Below are 19669 nucleotides of genomic sequence, written 5' to 3'. Positions count from 1 at the left end.
CCGCAACCGTCGTCCTTCGAAACGACAGTTGCGACACCCGGTGGTTGCTCCCCGAATACGCGGCGGATGAGCTCAGACGGCGGCGAAACCGACCCGGCCGCCGGTGGGCGTGCCGATCTCGACGTAGGCGACCTTGGCGGCCTGGATCAGGAACTTGCGACCCTTCTCGTCGGTCAGCGCCACCACGCCGCTTGCGCCGCTCAACGCACCGGACACCAGCGCCTCGACCTCGTCGGGAGTCTGCGAGCTGACGATCACGATCTCCCGCGGGCTATCCGAAATACCGATCTTGACCTCCACGGCCAACCTCCGAACCTAGAGTCCTGTGCGGCGTGCGGACCTTGGTCCACCCGAGCGCTCTTCGCTGTCCGATCAAGGCTAGTGCAGGGCCGTATCGCGCAGGCACACGACCGCCTGCGCTCTCAGCGAACAGGGCCGCGACGGTTACTTGGGCTCGATGAGCTGGATTTCCAGTTCGATCTTCACGGTGTCGCTGAGCATGCCGGGCAGCGGCCCGCCGACGCCGAAATCGGTGCGCTTGATCGTGCCGGCGGCCGAGAATCCGGCGTGCCGATCGCCGGTTGCCCCGAACTCCTGCACCCCGCCCCACTCGACCTCGAGCGTGATCGGCTTGGTGATGGCGCCGAGCGTCGCCGCACCCTCCACCACGAACGACTCGGTAATCAGGACCGGTTCGGTGACACGGAAGGACAGCGTCGGCCGGTTGGCCACATCCAGGAAATCCGCGTTGCGGACGTGGGCGTCCCGGTCAGCGTTGCCGGTGTCGAAGGAGTCCAGATCGATGACGGCGCCGATGGTGGCCGCGCCGGATTCGTCGACGACGAACTCGGTCTCGAAGCGCGAGAACCGACCACGGACCTTGGAAATCCCGAGATGCCTGATGCTGAACTCGACCGAGGAATGCAGCGGATCGAGCGCCCAAGAACCCGTGCTGAGCGAAGTGGCGGCTGCGGTATTGGATTCAGAAATTGTCATGCTTCGACGATTGTCGCGTCGAGAGCGGGTAGCCAGACCGCCGTTATCCTGGACCTGACAGGGCGCGGATAATCATCCCAGGACGAGGCACGATGGAAATATGGCACGAAACCGATTCGCGGAATTCCTGATCGCGCGCCGCGCCGAATTGCGGCCGTCGGATGTCGGGATGCCCGAGGGCGGCCGCCGCCGCACCCCCGGACTGCGCCGCGAGGAGGTCGCCGTCCGCGCCGGGGTCAGCGCCGACTACTTGGCCCGGCTGGAACAGGGCAGAGACACCAATCCCTCGGTGGCGGTGATCGATGCGCTGGCCAAGGCGCTGCTGCTGGAAGGCAAGGACCACAACCACTTCGGCTGGCTCGCCCTGACCTCGAGCAACGAGGAACGGTGCCCCAAGGCCCCTTCCGCGGAGGAAACCCTCAGCCCAGGCATCGAGACGATCCTGCGCGCGCTGCATCCCACCCCGGCCTTCGTCGTCGGCCGCCGGCTCAACGTGCTCGGCTGGAATCCGGCATGGGAGGACCTCGCGACACCGCTAGGCCTGCTCGACGATCCGGCGCAGGTGAATCTGGCCTGGTACACCTTCATGCACCCGCTGGCCAGAAAGGTCGTGCGGAACTGGTCGGAGGCGGCGGATGTTTTCTCTGCCGAGCTGTGCCGGGCCAAACTACGCTGGCCCGGCGACGAACAGCTACTCGAGGTGATCGAGGCGTTGCATCACCATCCCGATTTCGCGGGGCGCTGGCAGCCGCATCGCCTGCAGGAGCGCATCGCCGCCGAGTTGGATCTCGACCATCCCGAGCACGGCGCCATGAAGGTCGTGTTCGAGACGCTGGACGCGGGCAACGACCAGAGCATCATGGTCTGGCTCAGCGACCACGCCCAGGTCCGCGTCCCCGAACTGCGCCTCGTATCCAAGCGCGCCGTCAACGAGTAACCGGATCAGATACCCAGCACAGCCATGCGTTCGGCGTGGCTGGCCTGCATGCGCTCGAACAGCGCCGCGATGCCGTTGAGATCGCCGGTCGCGGTCAGCACCAACTCGGTGAGTTCGTCGCGCTGGGCCATCACGTATTGCGCCTGGGTGATGGCCTCGCCGAGCAGCCGTCTGCCCCAGAGGGTGAGCCGGTCACGTTCGGAGCGGCTGATCGCGACCGCGCGCCGCACCTCCTCCACCACGAATTCGGAGTGGCTCGTCTCGGCGAGCACGTCCCGGACCACGGCGGCGACCTCGGGAGTAAGGGCGCCCGCGATCTCGGTGTAGAAGTCGGCGGCGATGCCGTCGCCGACATAGAACTTCACCATCGACTCGAGCCAGGTCGAGGGGTCGGTGGAGTCGTGGTAGGCATCCAGCGCGCGCACATAGGGCGCCATCGCGTCGAAGATGTCGACGCCGCGCTCGGCCAGTGCCGACTCCAGGGTCTCGAAGTGCCGCATCTCCGCGGCCGCCATCTTCGCGACCGCGACCTTGCCTCGCAGTGTCGGGGAAAGCTTGGCCTCTTCGGCCAGTCGATAGAAGGCGGAAATCTCACCGTAGGCGAGCACCGCGAACAGCTCGGTGACTCCCGAGTGGTCGGCGGCGATGGACGAAACATCTAGCGCGGCAGATGACTGGGCTCCCATGCCACCCAGCCTAGTACCCGACTCACGCAGCTTCCCGCAGGAACTTGTCGAGGTAGGTCCAGGTGGTGTCGCGAGCGGTCAGGCCCGCGAGGATGCCGAGGTGGCTGCCCGGGGCCGTTTCGTAGCGCACGGACTTGGCGCCGGCGAGGGTCCGAGTGCCCGCCTCGACCGCGGCGGCCGGGGTGATGACATCGTTCGGCCCGCCGACGAGCAGCACCGGCGCGGTCACCTGTGCCAGCTCGATCCGTCGCCGGCCCAGGTGCACGACGCCGCGGCCGATGTCGTTGTTGAGCATCAGCCTGCCCCAGAGCTGGCCGTAGAAGCGGCCGGGATATCCCGGCATCTCGGCCATGAAGCGGTCGATCGTCTCCATCCTCGCCAGGGTTTCGGTGCGCGCGATATTGCTCGCCACGAACCACGGGCGGGTGAGTTCCCTGTCCCATGCGGTGACCTTGTAGGCGAACCGCGTCAGCGCGGCCGGGATGCCGCCCGCCGCGCGTACGACCGTCGAGGTCGCGATCCCGCCGGTGAGTTCGGCGACCGCGCGCAGTTGCGGAATACCGGTCATTTTGTCGTAGTCCAGCGGCGAGCCGACCGCCGTGATGGACCGGATCGGCAGCTGCTGGTGTGCGGCGGCGGCGAGCAGCGCCAGCGTCCCGCCGATGGACCAGCCGACGAGATCGACCGGCCGACCGTCCTGATCGGCGGAGGTGCGCAGGATCGCCTCGGGCAGGATGTCGTCGATCCAGTCCTCGAAGCCCATCCGCCGATCGGCGAAGGTGATCTCGCCGTAGTCGACGACATACGGCGTGCGGCCGGTGTCGAGTAGGTATCGGGCCAGGCTCTGATCGGGCCGCAGGTCGAAGCAGCTGGCGGGCGCCGCGAGCGGCGGCACGAGCAGGACCGCCGACCCTGGCGCCGCGGCGACGGATTCGGGTCCTTCGAAGCGGCGCAGCTGCCGGTGCGGTTCATCGGAAAGCACCGTCGACGGGGCGGGGTCCGGCGCTTCGACGCCGGGGCCGAAGGTCAGCGCCCAGGCATTGCGGGCGGCGATGGAGACGGTGTCTGCGAGGCTCACAGACAAGAATCTCTCACACCGTGGTACCGACGGTAACAGGCAAGTCTGGTTGGCGACTACGCCTGTCCCATTCCGATGGGGTTGATCGGCGGCACCAACGATGTCTGCACCTGCTTCACCAGTGGCGCGAGGACATACATCAGCTCGGCGCTCGCATCCTGCGACAACGTCGAGAGCGCGCCGTTCCATGCGGCATCATCGGTGCTCGCCTCGACCCGCTGCAACAGCTCCGCACCGCCGACCGTCAGCGACGGACTCGTCGGCTCGCCCTTGATCAGGCCGCGTGCGCGCAATTCGTCGGCATTGTCGGACCACTCCTGCTCCGACCAGCCGCGCGCGGACCGCATGACCGACGCAGGCACCTTGCCTGCGGCCACCTGGATCACCAAAGCCTGCGCGCCGGTCAGTCCGTGCGCGACCAGCGCGGCCACGTGCCCGTCACCGCGGTGTTCCCGCAACGATGTGGTGAGCTGCCACAGCGCGGCGACCGGATCCTCCGACAACGGCAATTCGGCATTCGCCGCGAACAGCGCCCGCCCGGTCGGATCCGCCGCCCGCAGCACCGGTGTCAGCAACTCGACGCCGCGCGCGCATTCGGCGTTCCCCGCGCCCGCGCCGCGCAACAGCCCGGTCGACACGGCGAGCCTGGCCTCGAGGCTTTGCTGCGGGGTCGCCCTGGTCCAGGCATCCGGCAGCGCTTTGCCGACCATGTCGGGGTGGAACCCGGCGAAGGTCGCGACCACAGTGCCCGCCGTCGCAGCGCCGAGCGGGGCGGCCCGGAATGCGAAGTATGTCTGCCAATATCCGCGCAGGCCGATCGCGACTCCGGCGTCCTTGATCGGCGCTCCGAAATACACCACATCGTGCAGTGGTTCGAGGCTGGTCCAGATTCGTCGCGCGAGATGAATTGCCATGTGGCGCAGCGTACGTCGGCGAGCCGCGCGAGGAAACCGGACTTTTGTGTCGAATTTATCGCGGCGGCAATTCGAGCCGTGCACAATATCACGCTACAATCACTGCGGACAACGAAAAGTTTCGCCCGACCGAGTCGCCGGATCGCATGGTCACACGGGCACCGGGTGCGAGGTTTTCGACGTCCAGGAAAATGTGCGCGCACCAGATCCGCATCACCACAGCGCCGCGCCGATGTCTCCAGGTAGCTGCCGTATAGACGGCACCCGCTGACATCAGGCTGTAGCCGGAGTGAGCATCACAGGCGGATACGTGGTTGTCGCGGGCCGACCGGTCCGCCCCACGCCTCGTGCGCGCGTGACGCGCTAACGAGGAAAGGCACGAACCTGAGCAAGATCACTATCGAACAGGAACCGGGCTTGGCAGACACGCTGCTGACCGCCGAACTGGACGAAACCCACACTGCACCGACTTTTGCCGAATTAGGCGTGCGCGAGGAAATCGTGCGCGCACTCGGCGAGATCGGAATCGAACGCACATTCGCGATCCAGGAACTGACCCTTCCGTTGGCGCTCGCCGGTGAAGATCTCATCGGTCAGGCGCGCACCGGCATGGGTAAGACCTTCGGATTCGGTGTGCCGCTGCTGCACCGCATCGCCACCGCCGACACCGGAACCACCCCGCTGGACGGCACCCCGCGAGCACTGATCATCGTGCCGACCCGCGAGCTGTGCATCCAGGTCACCCAGGATCTCGAGAACGCCAGCAAGTACCTGAAGAACCATCAGGGCCCGCTACGTGTGCTGTCGATCTACGGCGGCCGTCCCTACGAGTCCCAGATCGCCGCGCTGCGCTCCGGCGTCGACGTCGTGGTCGGCACCCCGGGCCGCCTGATGGACCTGGCCGATCAGGGCCACCTGATCCTCGGCAAGGTCGGCGTGCTCGTCCTCGACGAGGCCGACGAAATGCTCGACCTCGGCTTCCTGCCGGATATCGAGCGCATTCTCGGCATGGTGCCCACGCAGCGCCAGACGATGCTGTTCTCGGCGACCATGCCGGGCCCGATCATCACCCTGGCCCGCACCTTCCTGAGCAGGCCGACGCACATCCGCGCCGAGGAGCCGCACGATTCCGCCGTGCATGACCGCACCGCGCAGTTCGTCTACCGCGCGCACGCGCTCGACAAGAGCGAATTGATCGCCCGCATCCTGCAGGCCGAGACCCGCGGCGCGACGATGATCTTCACCCGCACCAAGCGCACCGCGCAGAAGGTGGCCGACGACCTGGCCGAGCGCGGGTTCTCCGTCGGTGCGGTGCACGGCGACCTCGGACAGATCGCCAGGGAGAAGGCGCTCACGAAGTTCCGCAAGGGCGCCATCGATGTGCTGGTCGCGACCGACGTCGCGGCGCGGGGCATCGACATCGACGACGTCACGCACGTCGTCAACTACCAGTGCCCGGAGGACGAGAAGACCTACGTGCACCGGATCGGCCGCACCGGTCGTGCCGGGCGCACCGGCGTCGCGATCACCCTCATCGACTGGGATGAACTCAATCGCTGGGCGGGCATCGATAAGGCGCTCGGTCTCGGCATCCCGGAGCCGGTGGAAACGTACTCGCGCTCAGCGCACCTTTACTCGGAGCTCGGCATCCCGGAGGGCGTGACGGGCACCGTCCGCAAGCCGAAGGTGGAGCGCGACGAGGACGCCGTTGTCGTCGAGCGGCCCGCGCGTGCCCCGCGCAAGCGCAACCGCAGGCGGACAAGGGCCGGGGAGCCGATCGATCCGGCCGATGTCACCGGCACCGAGGACGGCGCGGTCGCAGCGTCTTCCGAGACCGTGGCGCGCGTCGACAATGCCGACGCCGAGGACGAGAACGCCGAGAAGCCCGCCCGTCGCCGTCGCCGTAGGCGCAAGCCCGCGGGGGATGCCGACGCAGCCACGGACACCGGCACCGCGGACTCGGGGAGCGCGGATATCGACAGCGCCGACAACGGCAACGCCGCGGCCGACAGCTCCGGCAACGGTACCGCCGAGGTGCGCGCGAGCGCGGACAACGGTGGCGACGCCGAGACCGCCGACCAGCCCGCGCGACGTCGACGTCGTCGGCGCAAGCCCGCGGGCGAGAACGGCGTCGAGAACGGCAACGGCATCACAGCAGAGACTGGCGCCGCGGCCACGGCATCCGTCTAGCCCGGCGGATCCGCTACTCTCGCATTCGTGCTCGTACCTGAGCGGCGGACGCGCGCCGACATCATCTCCGCAGTCGCGATCGCCGTGCTCGTGGCGATCGCGGCGGCGTTGGTGTGGGCGCGCGGCGACGCCAACGGCACCGAGTCGCTGACCGCGGAACACCCCGTGCCGACGCCGGCCGCTGCGGACCAGTTGCCGACAGCCCTGCGCGAACTGTGGCACGCGCCCGACGGGGCGACGGCACGCGCCCTCGTCGCCGGTGGCGCGGTGATCACCGGCGACGACGGCACCGTCGTCGGCCGCGATCCGCAGACCGGCGCGCAACTGTGGCTGTATCGCCGCGATATGCCGTTGTGCGGGGTGGAGTCGCAATTCGGCACGGTGGTCGCGGTGTACCGGGATCAGCGAGGCTGCAGCCAAGCCACCCTGCTCGCCGGCGAGGACGGCTCGCGGCGCACCGCCCGCAGCAGCTACATGGACGAGACGCTGCGATTGTCCGTCGACGGCACCTACGTGCTGGCCAAGGGACCGCAGCGGCTGGAGATGTGGCGCTCGGATCTGGTGCGCACCCTCGAATACGGCTACGTCGACGCGCCGGTGAATGTGAAAACTCAACCGCGCAAGGGCTGCTCGCTCCTGTCGGCCGGGTCGAGCGCCTCCCGACTCGCGGTGCTGGAACGCTGCCCAGAAGACCCTGCCGACCGGCTGACCGTGCTCAACCCGGCGCCGAAAGACAACACCGTCCCCGAGGAACACGGCTCGCACGTGCTGATGGGGCCGGGCACCGATTCCGCCGACGCCCGGGTGATCGCGGTGTCGGACAACCGAATTGTGCTGTACCTACCCGGCGGGCCCGCGGCCCCGGGTGTGGAAGCCGCGACACCACGGCTCGCCGTCTACGACGGCACCGGGAATCCACTGATGGTGCACCAGCTTTCCGCGCCGCTGACCGACAAGGCGACGACAACCCGAATCAGCTCGGCCTTCTTCGTTTTCACCGGCAACAGCGTGATCGCGTTGAGTGCCAGCACTTTCGACCCACTGTGGACCACGCCGAACGCCCTCGGCGGACCCGCGTTCATGGCCGGCAGGCTGCTCGTGCCGGTGACCGGAGCGCTCGCCGCCCTCGATCCCGCTTCGGGCTCCGAACTGGCCCGCATCCCGGTGAATCGCCAGGGCTCCGAAAACTCCGCCATCTCGCTCGCCGTACTCGGCACCACGGTGCTGGAAAAGCGCGGCACGCAGCTGTACGCCCTCGGCCAGTGACAACCGATTTCGCGAGCACATGGGCAACTCATCGGGTACCGGCCGACGCACCCGCACCGCCGGGCGCCGACGCCACCGGCGCGGTAGCTAGTCTGGCCTGAAGACGCGGAGAGGCGGGAAGCAACCATGTCTGCACTCGATGACGCTCGGCTCGTGCTGCTCCGGCACGGGGAAACCACCTGGTCGACCCAGCGCCGCCATACCGGGCGCACCGATCTGCCGCTCACCGAGCGCGGCGAAGAGCAAGCCCGCCGAGCCGGTCAGCTGCTGACCGAGCTGAAGCTGCGCGATCCGCTGGTGCTGACCAGCCCACGACAACGCGCCGTGCACACGGCCGCGCTGGCGGGGCTCACCGCCACCGCCGTCGACGACGATCTGGCCGAATGGGACTACGGCGACTACGAGGGCCGCACCACCGCGGAAATCCGCGAAACCGTCCCGGGCTGGACCATCTGGACCGGTCCGGTGCCCGGCGGCGAGCCCGCCGACCAGGTGCGCGCACGGGCCGACCGGGTGCTGACCTCCGTGGAACCCGCGCTGACCGACCGCGATATCGTGCTGGTGGGGCACGGACACTTCTCCCGAGCGCTGATCGCCCGCTGGGCCGAGCTGGACCTCGGGGAGGGCCGCCGCTTCACCATGTCGACCGGGGCGATCACCGTCCTCGGTTACGAACACGACGTGCGAACCATCCTGGCGCACAACCTCGTTCCCGCACCGAATGGAGCAACCCTGTGACTAGATCCGGAGACGGCGTCATCCGCCGCGCGACGCCCGCCGACGTGCCCGGTCTCGTCGAACTGGTCTACGACCTCGCCGAGTACGAAAAGGCAAGGGACGAGTGCACATTGACCGCTGAGCAGCTGCACACCGCGCTCTTCGGTCCGACGCCTGCCCTGTTCGCGCACGTGGTCGAGGAGGACGCCGGACTGGTCGGCTGCGCCATCTGGTTCCTGAACTTCTCCACCTGGAAGGGTGTGCACGGGATCTACCTGGAGGACCTGTACGTCAAGCCGGAGACCCGCGGCAAGGGGTACGGCAAGGCACTGCTGACCACGCTCGCCGAGGAAGCCGTCGCCAACGGGTACGGCAGGGTCGACTGGTCGGTGCTGACCTGGAACACCCCGTCCATCGATTTCTACAAGTCGCTCGGCGCCGTCGGGCAGGACGAGTGGGTCGGCTACCGGCTCGAGAGCGAGGCACTGGACGCACTCGGGCGCGGCGGCAAGTAGTCGCGCGGCGGGGCGAGAGCAGGACCGGTATGCGGGTGACCGTCCCGGCCGAGTGGCCGACCACGGCAGCCGAGGCAGTGGCGATGCAGGACGAGCTTCGTCCGTCGGTTATCACGAAAAACCTTGGTGCAGCTGAGTTTCGGACAGTTTCCGGGCTGGACTCGGCCTATCACGACAATGGCGCGTTCGCCGCCGCCGTCGTCGTATTGGACAGCGCCACATTGGAACCCGTCGACACCGCGGTGGCACACGGCACCGTCAACTTCCCCTATGTGCCCGGCCTGCTCGCGTTCCGCGAGTTGCCGACCACCATCGCGGCACTCGAAAAGCTCGCCACCACACCGGATCTACTGGTCTGCGACGGCCAGGGCCTCGCGCATCCGCGACAGTTCGGACTGGCCTGTCACGTCGGTGTGCTCACCGGACTGCCGACCATCGGAGTGGCCAAGTCGGCGTGGGGCGACTACACCGAGCCGGGGCTCGAACGCGGCGCGACCTCCGACATCACCATCGACGGGCAGATCGTCGGCCGCGCGCTGCGCACCAGGAGCGGGGTCAAGCCGCTCTTCGTATCGGTCGGCCATCTCATCGATCTCGACACGGCCTGCGCCCAGGTGCTGGCGCTCACCCCGCGCTACCGGCAACCCGAGACGACTCGGCAGGCCGATCAGCTCTGCAGGCAGGCGTTGCGCGCCGCCACCGGAGCCTGAGCAGCGCCACCGCTATCCGGTCCGCGGCCCGTCGCTATCGATGCCGTACTCCTGGGCCATCCACCGCGACGAGGGCGGTGCGAACAACAGCACCAGCGTGACGATCACCACGACGCCGAGCAGGACTCCGTAGACCGGCTGGTGCGAGTCTGTGAGCAACGACCAGCTGACCGGCAGCAACAACAGCTGCGCGATCACCGCGATCGCCCGGCCCCACCGGTGGCCGAGCAGTAACCCGATGCCCGCGGCGAGCACGGCGCCGCCGAGGATGGCGAACCACGCCGCGGTGCCGTAACCGCTCGTCGCGCTCTGGTCGTGCCCGAGCAGCCCGCGCACCACCAGCACGATCGCCGCGATCACCGCGACGCTGCCCTCCAGCGTCACCAATCCACCCGCACCGCGCACCGTGGTCGGCACACCGGAAAACTCGCCCTTGTCGGTCTCAGCCACGCGCCAAGCCTAAACGGCCTCCGTCCGCGCGCCCGAGCGCAAGGCTGTCGCCGGACCACCTCCGACAGCGCCCGATTAGGCTTCGAAGCGTGCGGACGTTGCTGATCGTGAATCCCAATGCCACCTCGACTACACCGGCGACACGGGATCTGCTGGCACACGCCCTGGAGAGCCGGACCCAGCTGACCGTTGCGCATACCCAGCATCGCGGGCACGCGGCGGAATTGGCGCAGTGGGCATCGACCAATCAGATGGATCTGATCGTGGTGCACGGCGGCGATGGGACGGTCAACGAAACCATCAACGGCTTCCTGCCATTGCCCGAGCTCAACGACGGCCAGGCATGGCTGCCTCGGCTCGGCGTGATCCCCGGCGGCTCGGCGAATGTCTTCGCGCGGGCGCTCGGCATTTCGCCGGATCCGGTGACCGCGACCAACCAATTGATCGATCTGCTCACACTCGATCGCGACCGCAAGATCGGCCTCGGCATCGCCGACGACCGCTGGTTCACCTTCAGCGCCGGGGTCGGCCTCGACGCCGATGTGTGTGAGGCGATCGACGCCAGCCGCGCCGACGGCCGAGCGGCGACGCCCGGACACTACGTGCGAACCACCGTGCGCCAATTCTTCCGCGCAAAAGGCAAGGAGCCGAGCGTCCGGATCGAGATCCCGGGACACGCGCCGGTGGACGGTGTCCATTACGCATTCGTAACGAACGCCAGTCCATGGACCTACCTGAACTCCACGCCGGTGCACACCAACCCCGGCACCACCTTCGAGACGGGCCTCGGCGTGTTCGCTGTGCGGTCGATGGCGGTGGTCCCGACTCTCCTGCTCGCGCGCCAGTTGCTGGCAACCGATGGAGACCCCAAGTCTCGCAACCTGTTCCGCGAGGACGATGTTCCGTCGGTGCGGATCGTCGCCGCGGAGCCCATCGGCCTGCAAATCGATGGCGACTTTATCGGAAAACGCAACATGGTGGATTTCACAGCTGTGCCCGACGTGCTCGATGTCGTCGCTCCCCGACCTTCCTGAGCACGAAACGCGCGGAAAACATCGCGTTTGCGCTGCGAAAACTGGGTAGAGCGAGTACAAAGGACCCGGCAGGTTCCCCTAGGGGGACCTTGAGAGCGTGAGCTTCCCCACGGTGCACCAGATACCTATTGACATCTACGGTGTTCGTGAAAGCATTCACAAGCAACCGTGCGGAAACATTCGAGTCGCACAAGTGAACGATCCACAAACCGTAGGCGCCCTTTTTGCGGCGCCCAGCAAAGGAGCAGAGGAATGGACTGGCGCCACAAGGCCATCTGTCGCGATGAGGACCCCGAGCTGTTCTTCCCGGTGGGTAACAGTGGTCCTGCGCTCGCGCAGATTGCCGATGCCAAGCTGGTCTGCGCTCGCTGCCCCGTCACCGCCGACTGCCTGTCCTGGGCCCTGAAGTCCGGGCAGGATGCCGGCGTGTGGGGTGGCATGAGCGAGGACGAGCGCCGCGCGCTCAAGCGTCGCAACGCGCGCACCCGCACCCGCACTGTCGTCTGATTCTCGAGACGACCAGCGTTACCGGGCCATTCAGCCCGGACCGGTAACGCATTGAGCCCGGCACCTTCCGAGGTGCCGGGCTGATTTGTTTCTGCAGTGTCTTTTTGGCAGCGCCTGCGGCGCTGCGTGTTCGCGGCCCCCTTGGTCTCGCTTCCGAGCGGCCGAGACTTGCGCCTTCGGCGCGTGCGCTTCGGCCGCTCGGAAGCGAGACGGGCCGCGAACTCTAGGGCTCGGTCTCGCTGCGCTCGGAAGACATCATCGTGCCGAGTGGGGGTGTCGGTGGCTGAGCTTGCGACTGTGATGGATGTGCTTCGGCCTGTTGCGGGTGGGACGGGCCGACGGCTCTCGCCTTTGCTCGAAAGACGTCAACGTGCCCGGTCAGGGTGGTTGACCTTGTTGGATGTGCTTGCGTCGATCGCGAGGCGGGTTGCGAATGGCCGATGTTGATCATGGAGGGATCGAAAGTTGTTGATTGTCAAGGGGATCGCCGGGAGTTTGACGTCACTGTCCAGGTCAGCGACCTGAGCGACGGCCCAACGGGACTCGCAGCACCGCGTCCGTGCCGACGTCGGCGCCGGGGTGCAGGCCGATCGAACCGCCCAGTTCGGCGGTGACCAGGGTGCGCACGATCTGCAGGCCGAGACGGTCGGAGGATTCCAGGCTGAAGCCGGGCGGCAGGCCGCGGCCGTCGTCGCTGATGATCACATCCAGCCAGCGCGCCGATCGCTCGGAACGGATTGTCACCGAACCGTTCTCGCCGGAATCGAAGGCGTGCTCGATGGCGTTCTGCACCAGCTCGGTCAGCACCATCACCAACGGCGTTGCCCGCTCCGCGGAAAAGACGCCGAGCGAGCCTGTCCTGCGCACCTTGATTCGCGCGGTGTGCACGGTGGCGACATCGGCCATGATCGGCAGCAGCCGGTCGACGACCTCATCGAGATCGACCTCCTCGTCCACCGACATCGACAGCATCTCGTGTACGGACGCGATCGAGGTAACCCTGCGCACCGACTCGGTCAGCGCGACCTGCGCCTCCTCGTTCTCGGTGCGACGCGCCTGCAGCCGCAGCAGCGCGGCCACGGTCTGCAGATTGTTCTTGACCCGGTGGTGGATCTCGCGGATGGTCGCGTCCTTGCTGAGCAACGCCCGGTCGCGGCGTTTGACCTCGGTGACGTCACGCACCAGCACCGCGGCGCCGGCCAGCTCGCCGTGGGGGCGCAGCACGAGCGTGCGAAGCAGCACGGTCGCCCCGCGGGCCTCGACCTCCATCCGCCGCCCGGTCCGCCCTGCGAGCGCGGCCTGGATATCGCCGACCACCTCTTGGGCGTCGAACGGATCGGTGATCAGCGACCGTGTGGTGACAGCGAGATCCTGACCTGCCAGATCCGCCTGCAGACCCATACGGTGATAGGCGGACAACGCATTCGGGCTCGCGTAAACCACGATGCCTTCGGTGTCGAGCCGGATGAAACCGTCGCCCGCGCGGGGACTGGAGTGCGTCGCGGCGCGATCCTCCGTGGTCGGGAAGGTGCCGTCGGCGATCATCTGGCACAGGTCGTCCGCGCAGGCCACATACGCGATCTCCAGGGTGCTGCGCACCCGGGAACGCTGCAGGTCGGTGTCGCGGCTCAGCACCGCGATCACGTCGTCGCCACAACGCACCGGGATGGCCTCACGAATGGCATGCACCGGATGCGGGTGGTAGACGCCTTCGGCTTCGACATCGCTGTCGGCGCGCACGATCTTGCCGGTCACCAATGCGTCGAACACCTGCGGATGTTCGGCCTGGAGGGCAAGCCCGCCCACTCGATCCTCTGGATGCACGGTGGGCGCTGTCGTCGGACGGCACTGCGCGACACAGACGATGTCCGCGCCGTCGGTGATGGGACCCGCACCGACCCACAGGAGCAGATCGGCGAAGGAGAGATCGGCGAGCAGCTGCCAGTCCCCCACCACCCGCTGCAGATGGTCTACGGCGACGCCGGGTAGATCGGTGTGCTCGGCAAGGAGCTCGCTCAGTGTCGCCATGTTCGGTCTACCGCTTCGGTTCGCTCAGGAAATGATGGCGATCAGATCGCCCTGCTGTAGGACCTGGCCGGGCTTGACGCCGATCGAGGTGACCTCACCCTCGACCTCGGTGAGCACGGGAATCTCCATCTTCATGGACTCGAGCAGCACCAGGGTCTGGTCGACCTGCACCTTGTCGCCGATGGCCACTTCCACGGTCAGCACTGTCGACACCATCTCCGCACGCACTTCCTCGGCCATGACACCCCATTCACTAGTCGGCGCTGTATCCGCTGAAGGTACAGCCAACCACACGTGAAACAATGGCCTTCAACAGAAGGGAGACTACCGATGGGTAAGCGTGGTCGTAAGAAGCGCAGCCGCAAGGGCAACGCAGCAAACCATGGCAAGAGGCCTAACGCCTGAGCCGTTCTGCTGACAGAACATGAGCGGCACGCTCCTCCAGGACGGAAGAGCGTGCCGCTCAGTCGTTTCGGGGGTCGCCCGCGATCAGGATTCGGTCGCCTGCGGCGATTCGATCTGGGTGATCGTCACCGATCGCCGGATCTCCACGGTCAGCCGGTCGCGCAGCGAGTCCGGTGCGCGGTCGCCACCGCATTTGCGGCTCAGCAGGCCCTTGATCTTCTCCTCGATGCCGTAGGCCTCGATGCAGGGCGAGCAGTGATCCATGTGATGCTGCAACCGGGCTCGGGTCGCGGCGTCACATTCACCGTCGAGCATCAACCAGACATCGGCGAGCACCGCCGTGCAGTCGAGCTCCATATCGGGGTCGCGCTCAGTCACGACTGCACCTCGCTGGCGCTCGGCTCCGTCGCACCGGAAGGTGCTGTGCTTGTGATTCGCTCGCTACGCTCGCTCATGCCTGCTTGACCTCCTGGCGTTCCGCCTCGGTGCGGTTGAATCCACGTTCACGCGCCACGTCCGCGAGCAAACCCTTCAGCTGTTTACGACCGCGATGCAACCGGGACATCACCGTACCGATGGGGGTACCCATGATGTCGGCGATTTCCTTATACGGAAAGCCCTCCACGTCGGCGTAGTACACCGCCATCCGGAATTCCTCCGGCAACTCCTGCAATGCGGCCTTGATGTCGTCGTCCGGCAGCGCGTCCAGCGCCTCGACCTCGGCCGAACGCAGACCCTGCGAGGTGTGCTCGGCGGTTGCCGCCAGCTGCCAGTCGGTGATCTCGTCGGTCGGGTACTGCGCGGGCTGACGCTGCTTCTTGCGGTAGGAGTTGATGTAGGTGTTGGTCAGGATCCGGTACAGCCAGGCGCGCAGGTTGGTGCCCTCCTTGAAGGACTTGAATCCCTGGAATGCCTTGACGTAGGTCTCCTGAACCAGATCCTCGGCGTCGGCCGGGTTCCTGGTCATGCGCAGCGCGGCACCGTACAGCTGGTCGAGCATCGGGAGCGCGTCCCGCTCGAACCGCTGCGCCAGCGCGGTTTCGTCGACCGCGGCGCCGACCTCACCGTCGGTCACCACATCGTCGTCGCTCGTCACACGTGTCCCTTCGATCGCCGTACCTGCCAAATCTACCGGCAGCGGCATTTCGAACGGGAACCGGTCATTCGTCGGCGACACCTCGGTCCATACCGGACGTTCCTCGATCAGAACGGGCACCCGACTTCTCCTTCGCGTCGTGCACAAGGCTGCTTGTGTATTTGGCTCAACAGACATGGCCCCGACTGTGTTCCCACGGCAACGTCACGGCATCGAAAAGCCGTTGTCCTCCCGTGCCGTGACACCACTAGGGTGTCCGGCATGGCAGGAGCCTCGACCCCGGCGATCCGCGCCTTGACCAAGGCCGGAGTCGCCCACCATGTGCACGCCTACGCCCACGACCCGCGCGCCGATTCCTACGGCATCGAAGCGGTCGACGCGCTGGCCGGCGAACTCGGCATCGACGCCGCGCAGATCTTCAAGACCCTGGTGCTCGAGCTGTCGACAGGAACATTGGCGGTCGCGGTGCTTCCGGTGCCGAATACGTTGTCGCTCAAGGCGGCTGCCGCGGCGCTCGGCGCACCGAAGGCGGCGATGGCGGACAAGGCGAAGGCCGAACGGGTCACCGGTTACGTGCTCGGCGGCATCTCACCACTCGGACAGCGCAAGCTGTTGCCCACCGTGGTGGACGCCTCCGCACTGACTTGGGATCGGGTGTTGTGCAGCGCGGGGCGACGGGGGCTGGAGATCGAGGTGTCGCCCGGTGACCTGGTTCGGCTGACCAATGCGGTCACCGCGCCGGTCACATCGGTGTAATTGGCGCGAATTCCGGGCTACCTGTGCGTTACTGGACGAACCCAGATTCGTCCGACCCGAGGATGTGATGCGAAATGTCTCTGCGCACCATGATCGTCTCCCTGTTCGGTGCGCTGGTCCTAGCCTTTGGTTCGGTGGCGCTACAAGCCCCCGCGGCGGCCGCCGCCCCGGACCGTCCCTCGGCGACTCAGATCGCCGACTTCCCCTTCGACGGGCTCGGCGCCGATGACGCACCGAGCAAAGAGAGCACCCCGAAGAAGGATGAAAAGGCCGATAAGGCCGAGAAACTCGGCGGTGGAGTCGCCACCAAGATCATCGACCTGATCACCGGCGTCATCAAGTGCGGGCTGAATATCGCCACGCCCAGCGTCAAGTGCCAGCTCTGAATCACCGCTAGCGATACACCGCGCAGGCCGGGCGATCACAGCAGACTGATCTGCCCGGCCTGCTCGTTGTCCGCCGCCGCACCCGATACCCGGGCCAGCAGTTCCGGACCGTTGTTGCGCACGCTGTTGACCAGATCCGGCACCGACCGTGCCACGATGCCGGACACCGTGTCGACGCCGGGGGTCTCCAGCAGGGTGGCGGGCGCGGGATGGTCCGGATCGAGCCAGGCGTCCCAGTGTTGCTTCGGCATCGGCAACGGCATCCGATCGTGGATGCGCGTCAGCTCGCCGACCGCGTCCGTGGTCAGAATCGTGCACGACAACAGCGACTCGCTCGTGGGCTGCGTTCGATCGCGCCACACCGACCACAGACCGGCCATGTACAACCGGGAACCGTCGGCCGCCGACATGTAGAACGGATGCTTGGCCACCTTCCCTTTGGCCCCGGCGAGCGCGTCGGGCTCGACGACCCATTCGTACCAGCCGTCCATCGGCACCAGGCAGCGCCGGTACTTCACCGCATCGCGGAACGAGGCGGTGGTGGCGGCCTTGTCGGCGCGGGCATTGAACAGCGGCTTGCCCTTGACCGGCACCCCCGGCTCGGCGGCTTTGGTCCACGTCGGGATGAGGCCCCAGCGCATGCGCCGGATCCGTAGCCGCGGATCGTCGTCTGTGTTTCCGTGCGCATGCCGCTCGACGACCGTGAACACCTGGGTGGTCGGTGCGACGTTGTAGTTGGCGAAGCCGCCGGTCCGCGCGTCGGTTCCGGTATCGGTCTCATCGATGGCGTCCAGCTCGACGGCAAGCCTGCCGGGATCGGTGGTCGTCGCATATCGTCCGCACATATGTCGATACTCCCACCGGGGGCCGACAGAGTCGGGAACAATTGAGAGGTAGTAGGTGACCTCGTGAGAGTTCTGGCATAGCATTCTCTCAAGGAATGGACGGTAACTTACGTCGCCCGTTCCGGCATGCGCACCGACCGCCACGTCCGGCCGCCGTTATCGGCAAGAGGAGAAACCCACCGTGACCACCATCGAGACCACCCCGGCCGCGCCAGACACGGCGCTGACGTCGGTCGACCCTGCCACGGGCGAGGTCATCGCCACGCACACCGTCGCCGATGAAGACGCGGTGCGCGCGGCAGTGGCAAAGGCCCGCACCGCCGCCGCGACCTGGGGAACGCTGAGCTTCGACGAGCGCCGCAAGCACCTGCTGCGCTGGTCGACCCAGCTGGTCACGAGTTCCGACGAGTTCTGCGCGCTGATCCACAAGGAGAACGGCAAACCGCTCGACGACGCCTTTCTCGAGCTGATGCTCGCACTCGAGCACATCGCATGGGCGGCGAAGAACGCCAAGAAGATCCTCTCGCCGAAGAAGATCTCTCCCGGCATGTTGATGTCGAACTTCTCCGCCCGCCTCGAGCAGCGCCCGCTGGGCGTCGTCGGCGTGATCGGCCCGTGGAACTACCCCGTCTACACCCCGAACGGCTCCATCGCCTATGCGCTCGCCGCGGGCAACACCGTGGTGTTCAAGCCGAGCGAATTCTCCACCAGCATCGGCAATTTCCTCTCCGAGGCGTTCAAGAAGGCCAATCCGGAACTGCCGGAAGGCGTTTTCGAGACCATCAACGGTTTCGGCGCGACCGGCGCGGCGCTGGTCAAGTCCGGCGTGGACAAGCTCGCGTTCACCGGCTCCACCGCCACCGGCAAGCGCATCATGGCCGCGGCAGCGGACTCGCTGACCCCGGTGTTGCTGGAATGCGGCGGCAAGGACGCGGTGATCGTCGCTGGTGACGCCGACATCAAGGCCGCGGCCGACGCGGTCGCCTGGGGCGCCACCGCCAACAGCGGCCAGACCTGCGCGGGCGTGGAGCGGGTGTACGTGGATCGTTCGGTGCGCGACGCGTTCGTCGCCGAGGTGAAGCGCATTCTGACCGACATCGAGCCCGGATCCGGTGCGGGCGCCGCCTACGGCCCGATGACCATGCCGAGCCAGGTCGACATCGTGCGCCGCCATATCGAGGACGCGTTGAAGAACGGCGGCACCGCGGTGCTCGGCGGCCCCGAATCGGTCAAGGCGCCGTTCATCGAGCCGGTGGTGCTCGTCGATGTGGACGAGACCTCAGAAGCGGTGTGCGAGGAGACCTTCGGCCCCACCATCACCATCCGCACCGTGGACGGCATCGACGAAGCGGTCGAGCTGGCAAACAAGTCCAAATACGGCCTGTCCTCGGCGGTGTACTCCAAGAAGAACGGCCTGGAGATCGCCCGCAGGCTGCGCGTCGGCGCCACCTCGGTCAACTCCGTGCTCGCCTTCGCCGCCATCGCGGGCCTGCCCTTCGGCGGCGTGGGCGATTCCGGCATCGGCCGCATCCACGGCGAGCCCGGCCTGCGCGAATTCTCCCGCCCGCACTCGATCGCCGTGCAGCGCTTCGCCATCCCCGGCATGGCGCTGCTGAGCTACTCGCGCACCGACTCCACCATGAAGCTGCTGCGCAAACTAGTCCCGCTCCTCCACGGCCGCCACAAGTAAGCCGACTCCTGGATACCCGCCCGGCCACAGACAAGCCCGTGGCCGGGCGGCCACTCACCGAGCCGGCGGGTGCCGAGGCGACCGAACAGCACCCAACAAAGTCGCAAGCTCAGCTACCCACGCCCCCACCAGGCACGATGACACCTTCCGTGCACAGCGGAACCCAGCACTAGAGCTCGCGGCCCTACCCACCCCACAACAGCCGAAGCGCATCAACGAAGGTCGCACGCTCAGCTACCCACGCCCCCACCAGGCACGATGACACCTTCCGAGCGCAGCGAAATCCGAGCGTTAGAGTTCGCGGCTCGTCCCCACCCCGCAACAGCCGAAGGGCATCAGCCAAGGTCGCACGCTCAGCTACCAACACACCCACCAGGCACGATGACACCTTCCGAGCGCAGCGAAATCCGAGCGTTAGAGTTCGCGGCTCGTCCCCACCCCGCAACAGCCGAAGGGCATCAGC

The 19669-nt window shown here is 67.0% G+C and carries 23 protein-coding genes; 12 read left to right on the top strand and 11 right to left on the bottom strand.

Going from position 1 to position 19669, the window contains the following annotated elements; translation table 11 throughout:
* Positions 1-72 precede the first annotated feature (72 nt).
* Entirely contained in the window at positions 73-300 is a 228-nt protein-coding gene (locus tag ACFU4Z_RS09145; RefSeq protein ID WP_379060916.1) for a DUF3107 domain-containing protein, read from the bottom strand.
* Positions 301-444: 144 nt separating this feature from the next.
* The gene (locus tag ACFU4Z_RS09140) at positions 445-996 is read right to left on the bottom strand and encodes a YceI family protein (RefSeq protein WP_379060915.1); all 552 of its coding nucleotides are present in this window, start codon (positions 994-996) and stop codon (positions 445-447) included.
* A gap of 100 nt (positions 997-1096) precedes the next feature.
* Between ACFU4Z_RS09140 and ACFU4Z_RS09135 the strand changes: the two genes are divergently transcribed.
* Positions 1097-1933 carry a helix-turn-helix domain-containing protein gene (locus ACFU4Z_RS09135; protein ID WP_379060914.1) on the top strand — a complete coding sequence of 279 codons (837 nt, stop codon included), beginning with the start codon at positions 1097-1099 and terminating at the stop codon, positions 1931-1933.
* A 5-nt stretch (positions 1934-1938) separates the two neighbouring features.
* Here the strand turns inward: ACFU4Z_RS09135 and ACFU4Z_RS09130 are convergent, their stop codons facing one another.
* The 3 genes from ACFU4Z_RS09130 to ACFU4Z_RS09120 are packed head-to-tail and all read right to left on the bottom strand — an operon-like array spanning position 1939 to position 4611.
* Positions 1939-2619, bottom strand: a complete 681-nt coding sequence (locus tag ACFU4Z_RS09130) for a ferritin-like fold-containing protein (RefSeq protein ID WP_379060913.1) — start codon at positions 2617-2619, stop codon at positions 1939-1941.
* Positions 2620-2641: 22 nt separating this feature from the next.
* Positions 2642-3697 carry an alpha/beta fold hydrolase gene (locus tag ACFU4Z_RS09125; protein WP_379060912.1) on the bottom strand — a complete coding sequence of 352 codons (1056 nt, stop codon included), beginning with the start codon at positions 3695-3697 and terminating at the stop codon, positions 2642-2644.
* Between the two features lie 56 nt (positions 3698-3753).
* Positions 3754-4611, bottom strand: coding sequence for a hypothetical protein (locus ACFU4Z_RS09120; protein WP_379060911.1), 858 nt, complete (start codon positions 4609-4611; stop codon positions 3754-3756).
* A 417-nt stretch (positions 4612-5028) separates the two neighbouring features.
* On the opposite strand from ACFU4Z_RS09120, the gene ACFU4Z_RS09115 reads away from it, so the two are divergent.
* The 5 genes from ACFU4Z_RS09115 (at position 5029) to ACFU4Z_RS09095 (ending at position 10009) form a co-directional block, all read left to right on the top strand.
* The gene (locus ACFU4Z_RS09115; protein ID WP_379060910.1) at positions 5029-6801 is read left to right on the top strand and encodes a DEAD/DEAH box helicase; all 1773 of its coding nucleotides are present in this window, start codon (positions 5029-5031) and stop codon (positions 6799-6801) included.
* Between the two features lie 27 nt (positions 6802-6828).
* Positions 6829-8067: a hypothetical protein gene (locus tag ACFU4Z_RS09110; protein ID WP_379060909.1), complete on the top strand. Its 1239-nt coding sequence runs from the start codon at positions 6829-6831 to the stop codon at positions 8065-8067.
* 126 nt (positions 8068-8193) lie between these two features.
* Positions 8194-8805 carry an acid phosphatase gene (locus ACFU4Z_RS09105; RefSeq protein ID WP_379060908.1) on the top strand — a complete coding sequence of 204 codons (612 nt, stop codon included), beginning with the start codon at positions 8194-8196 and terminating at the stop codon, positions 8803-8805.
* Positions 8802-9299 carry a GNAT family N-acetyltransferase gene (locus ACFU4Z_RS09100; protein ID WP_379060907.1) on the top strand — a complete coding sequence of 166 codons (498 nt, stop codon included), beginning with the start codon at positions 8802-8804 and terminating at the stop codon, positions 9297-9299. Before ACFU4Z_RS09105 ends, ACFU4Z_RS09100 begins: the two co-directional genes overlap by 4 nt.
* A 29-nt stretch (positions 9300-9328) precedes the next feature.
* A complete protein-coding gene (locus ACFU4Z_RS09095) occupies positions 9329-10009 on the top strand; it encodes an endonuclease V (RefSeq protein ID WP_379060906.1) in 681 nt (226 codons plus the stop codon).
* Between the two features lie 12 nt (positions 10010-10021).
* Here ACFU4Z_RS09095 and ACFU4Z_RS09090 read toward each other — a convergent pair whose 3' ends face one another.
* Entirely contained in the window at positions 10022-10459 is a 438-nt protein-coding gene (locus ACFU4Z_RS09090; protein ID WP_379060905.1) for a hypothetical protein, read from the bottom strand.
* Between the two features lie 89 nt (positions 10460-10548).
* On the opposite strand from ACFU4Z_RS09090, the gene ACFU4Z_RS09085 reads away from it, so the two are divergent.
* Positions 10549-11493, top strand: a complete 945-nt coding sequence (locus ACFU4Z_RS09085; protein WP_379060904.1) for a diacylglycerol/lipid kinase family protein — start codon at positions 10549-10551, stop codon at positions 11491-11493.
* Positions 11494-11745: 252 nt separating this feature from the next.
* The gene (locus tag ACFU4Z_RS09080; protein WP_011211115.1) at positions 11746-12000 is read left to right on the top strand and encodes a WhiB family transcriptional regulator; all 255 of its coding nucleotides are present in this window, start codon (positions 11746-11748) and stop codon (positions 11998-12000) included.
* Positions 12001-12513: 513 nt separating this feature from the next.
* Here ACFU4Z_RS09080 and ACFU4Z_RS09075 read toward each other — a convergent pair.
* Positions 12514-14028 carry a sensor histidine kinase gene (locus ACFU4Z_RS09075; RefSeq protein ID WP_379060902.1) on the bottom strand — a complete coding sequence of 505 codons (1515 nt, stop codon included), beginning with the start codon at positions 14026-14028 and terminating at the stop codon, positions 12514-12516.
* 24 nt (positions 14029-14052) lie between these two features.
* The gene (locus ACFU4Z_RS09070) at positions 14053-14268 is read right to left on the bottom strand and encodes a biotin/lipoyl-binding carrier protein (protein WP_379060901.1); all 216 of its coding nucleotides are present in this window, start codon (positions 14266-14268) and stop codon (positions 14053-14055) included.
* Positions 14269-14358: 90 nt separating this feature from the next.
* Between ACFU4Z_RS09070 and ACFU4Z_RS09065 the strand changes: the two genes are divergently transcribed.
* Entirely contained in the window at positions 14359-14433 is a 75-nt protein-coding gene (locus tag ACFU4Z_RS09065; protein ID WP_022597109.1) for a 50S ribosomal protein bL37, read from the top strand.
* A gap of 84 nt (positions 14434-14517) precedes the next feature.
* Here the strand turns inward: ACFU4Z_RS09065 and rsrA are convergent, their stop codons facing one another.
* Positions 14518-14811, bottom strand: coding sequence for a mycothiol system anti-sigma-R factor (rsrA, locus tag ACFU4Z_RS09060; RefSeq protein WP_379060900.1), 294 nt, complete (start codon positions 14809-14811; stop codon positions 14518-14520).
* Positions 14812-14884: 73 nt separating this feature from the next.
* On the bottom strand, positions 14885-15529 hold the full coding sequence (locus tag ACFU4Z_RS09055) for a sigma-70 family RNA polymerase sigma factor (RefSeq protein ID WP_379061648.1): 645 nt from the start codon (positions 15527-15529) through the stop codon (positions 14885-14887).
* A gap of 261 nt (positions 15530-15790) precedes the next feature.
* Between ACFU4Z_RS09055 and ybaK the strand changes: the two genes are divergently transcribed.
* Positions 15791-16285, top strand: coding sequence for a Cys-tRNA(Pro) deacylase (ybaK, locus tag ACFU4Z_RS09050; RefSeq protein WP_379060899.1), 495 nt, complete (start codon positions 15791-15793; stop codon positions 16283-16285).
* A gap of 74 nt (positions 16286-16359) precedes the next feature.
* Positions 16360-16671: a hypothetical protein gene (locus ACFU4Z_RS09045; protein ID WP_379060898.1), complete on the top strand. Its 312-nt coding sequence runs from the start codon at positions 16360-16362 to the stop codon at positions 16669-16671.
* Between the two features lie 35 nt (positions 16672-16706).
* Here the strand turns inward: ACFU4Z_RS09045 and ACFU4Z_RS09040 are convergent, their stop codons facing one another.
* The gene (locus ACFU4Z_RS09040) at positions 16707-17516 is read right to left on the bottom strand and encodes an SOS response-associated peptidase (protein ID WP_379060897.1); all 810 of its coding nucleotides are present in this window, start codon (positions 17514-17516) and stop codon (positions 16707-16709) included.
* Between the two features lie 181 nt (positions 17517-17697).
* Here ACFU4Z_RS09040 and ACFU4Z_RS09035 point away from each other — a divergent pair, with 181 nt between their 5' ends.
* Positions 17698-19206, top strand: a complete 1509-nt coding sequence (locus ACFU4Z_RS09035; RefSeq protein WP_379060896.1) for an aldehyde dehydrogenase family protein — start codon at positions 17698-17700, stop codon at positions 19204-19206.
* Positions 19207-19669 lie beyond the last annotated feature (463 nt).

The organism is Nocardia sp. NPDC057440, from assembly GCF_042802915.1.
In the GTDB taxonomy this organism is placed as follows: domain Bacteria; phylum Actinomycetota; class Actinomycetes; order Mycobacteriales; family Mycobacteriaceae; genus Nocardia.
Note: the sequence above shows the minus strand (reverse complement) of the source record. Positions and strands in the feature narration are given on the sequence as shown.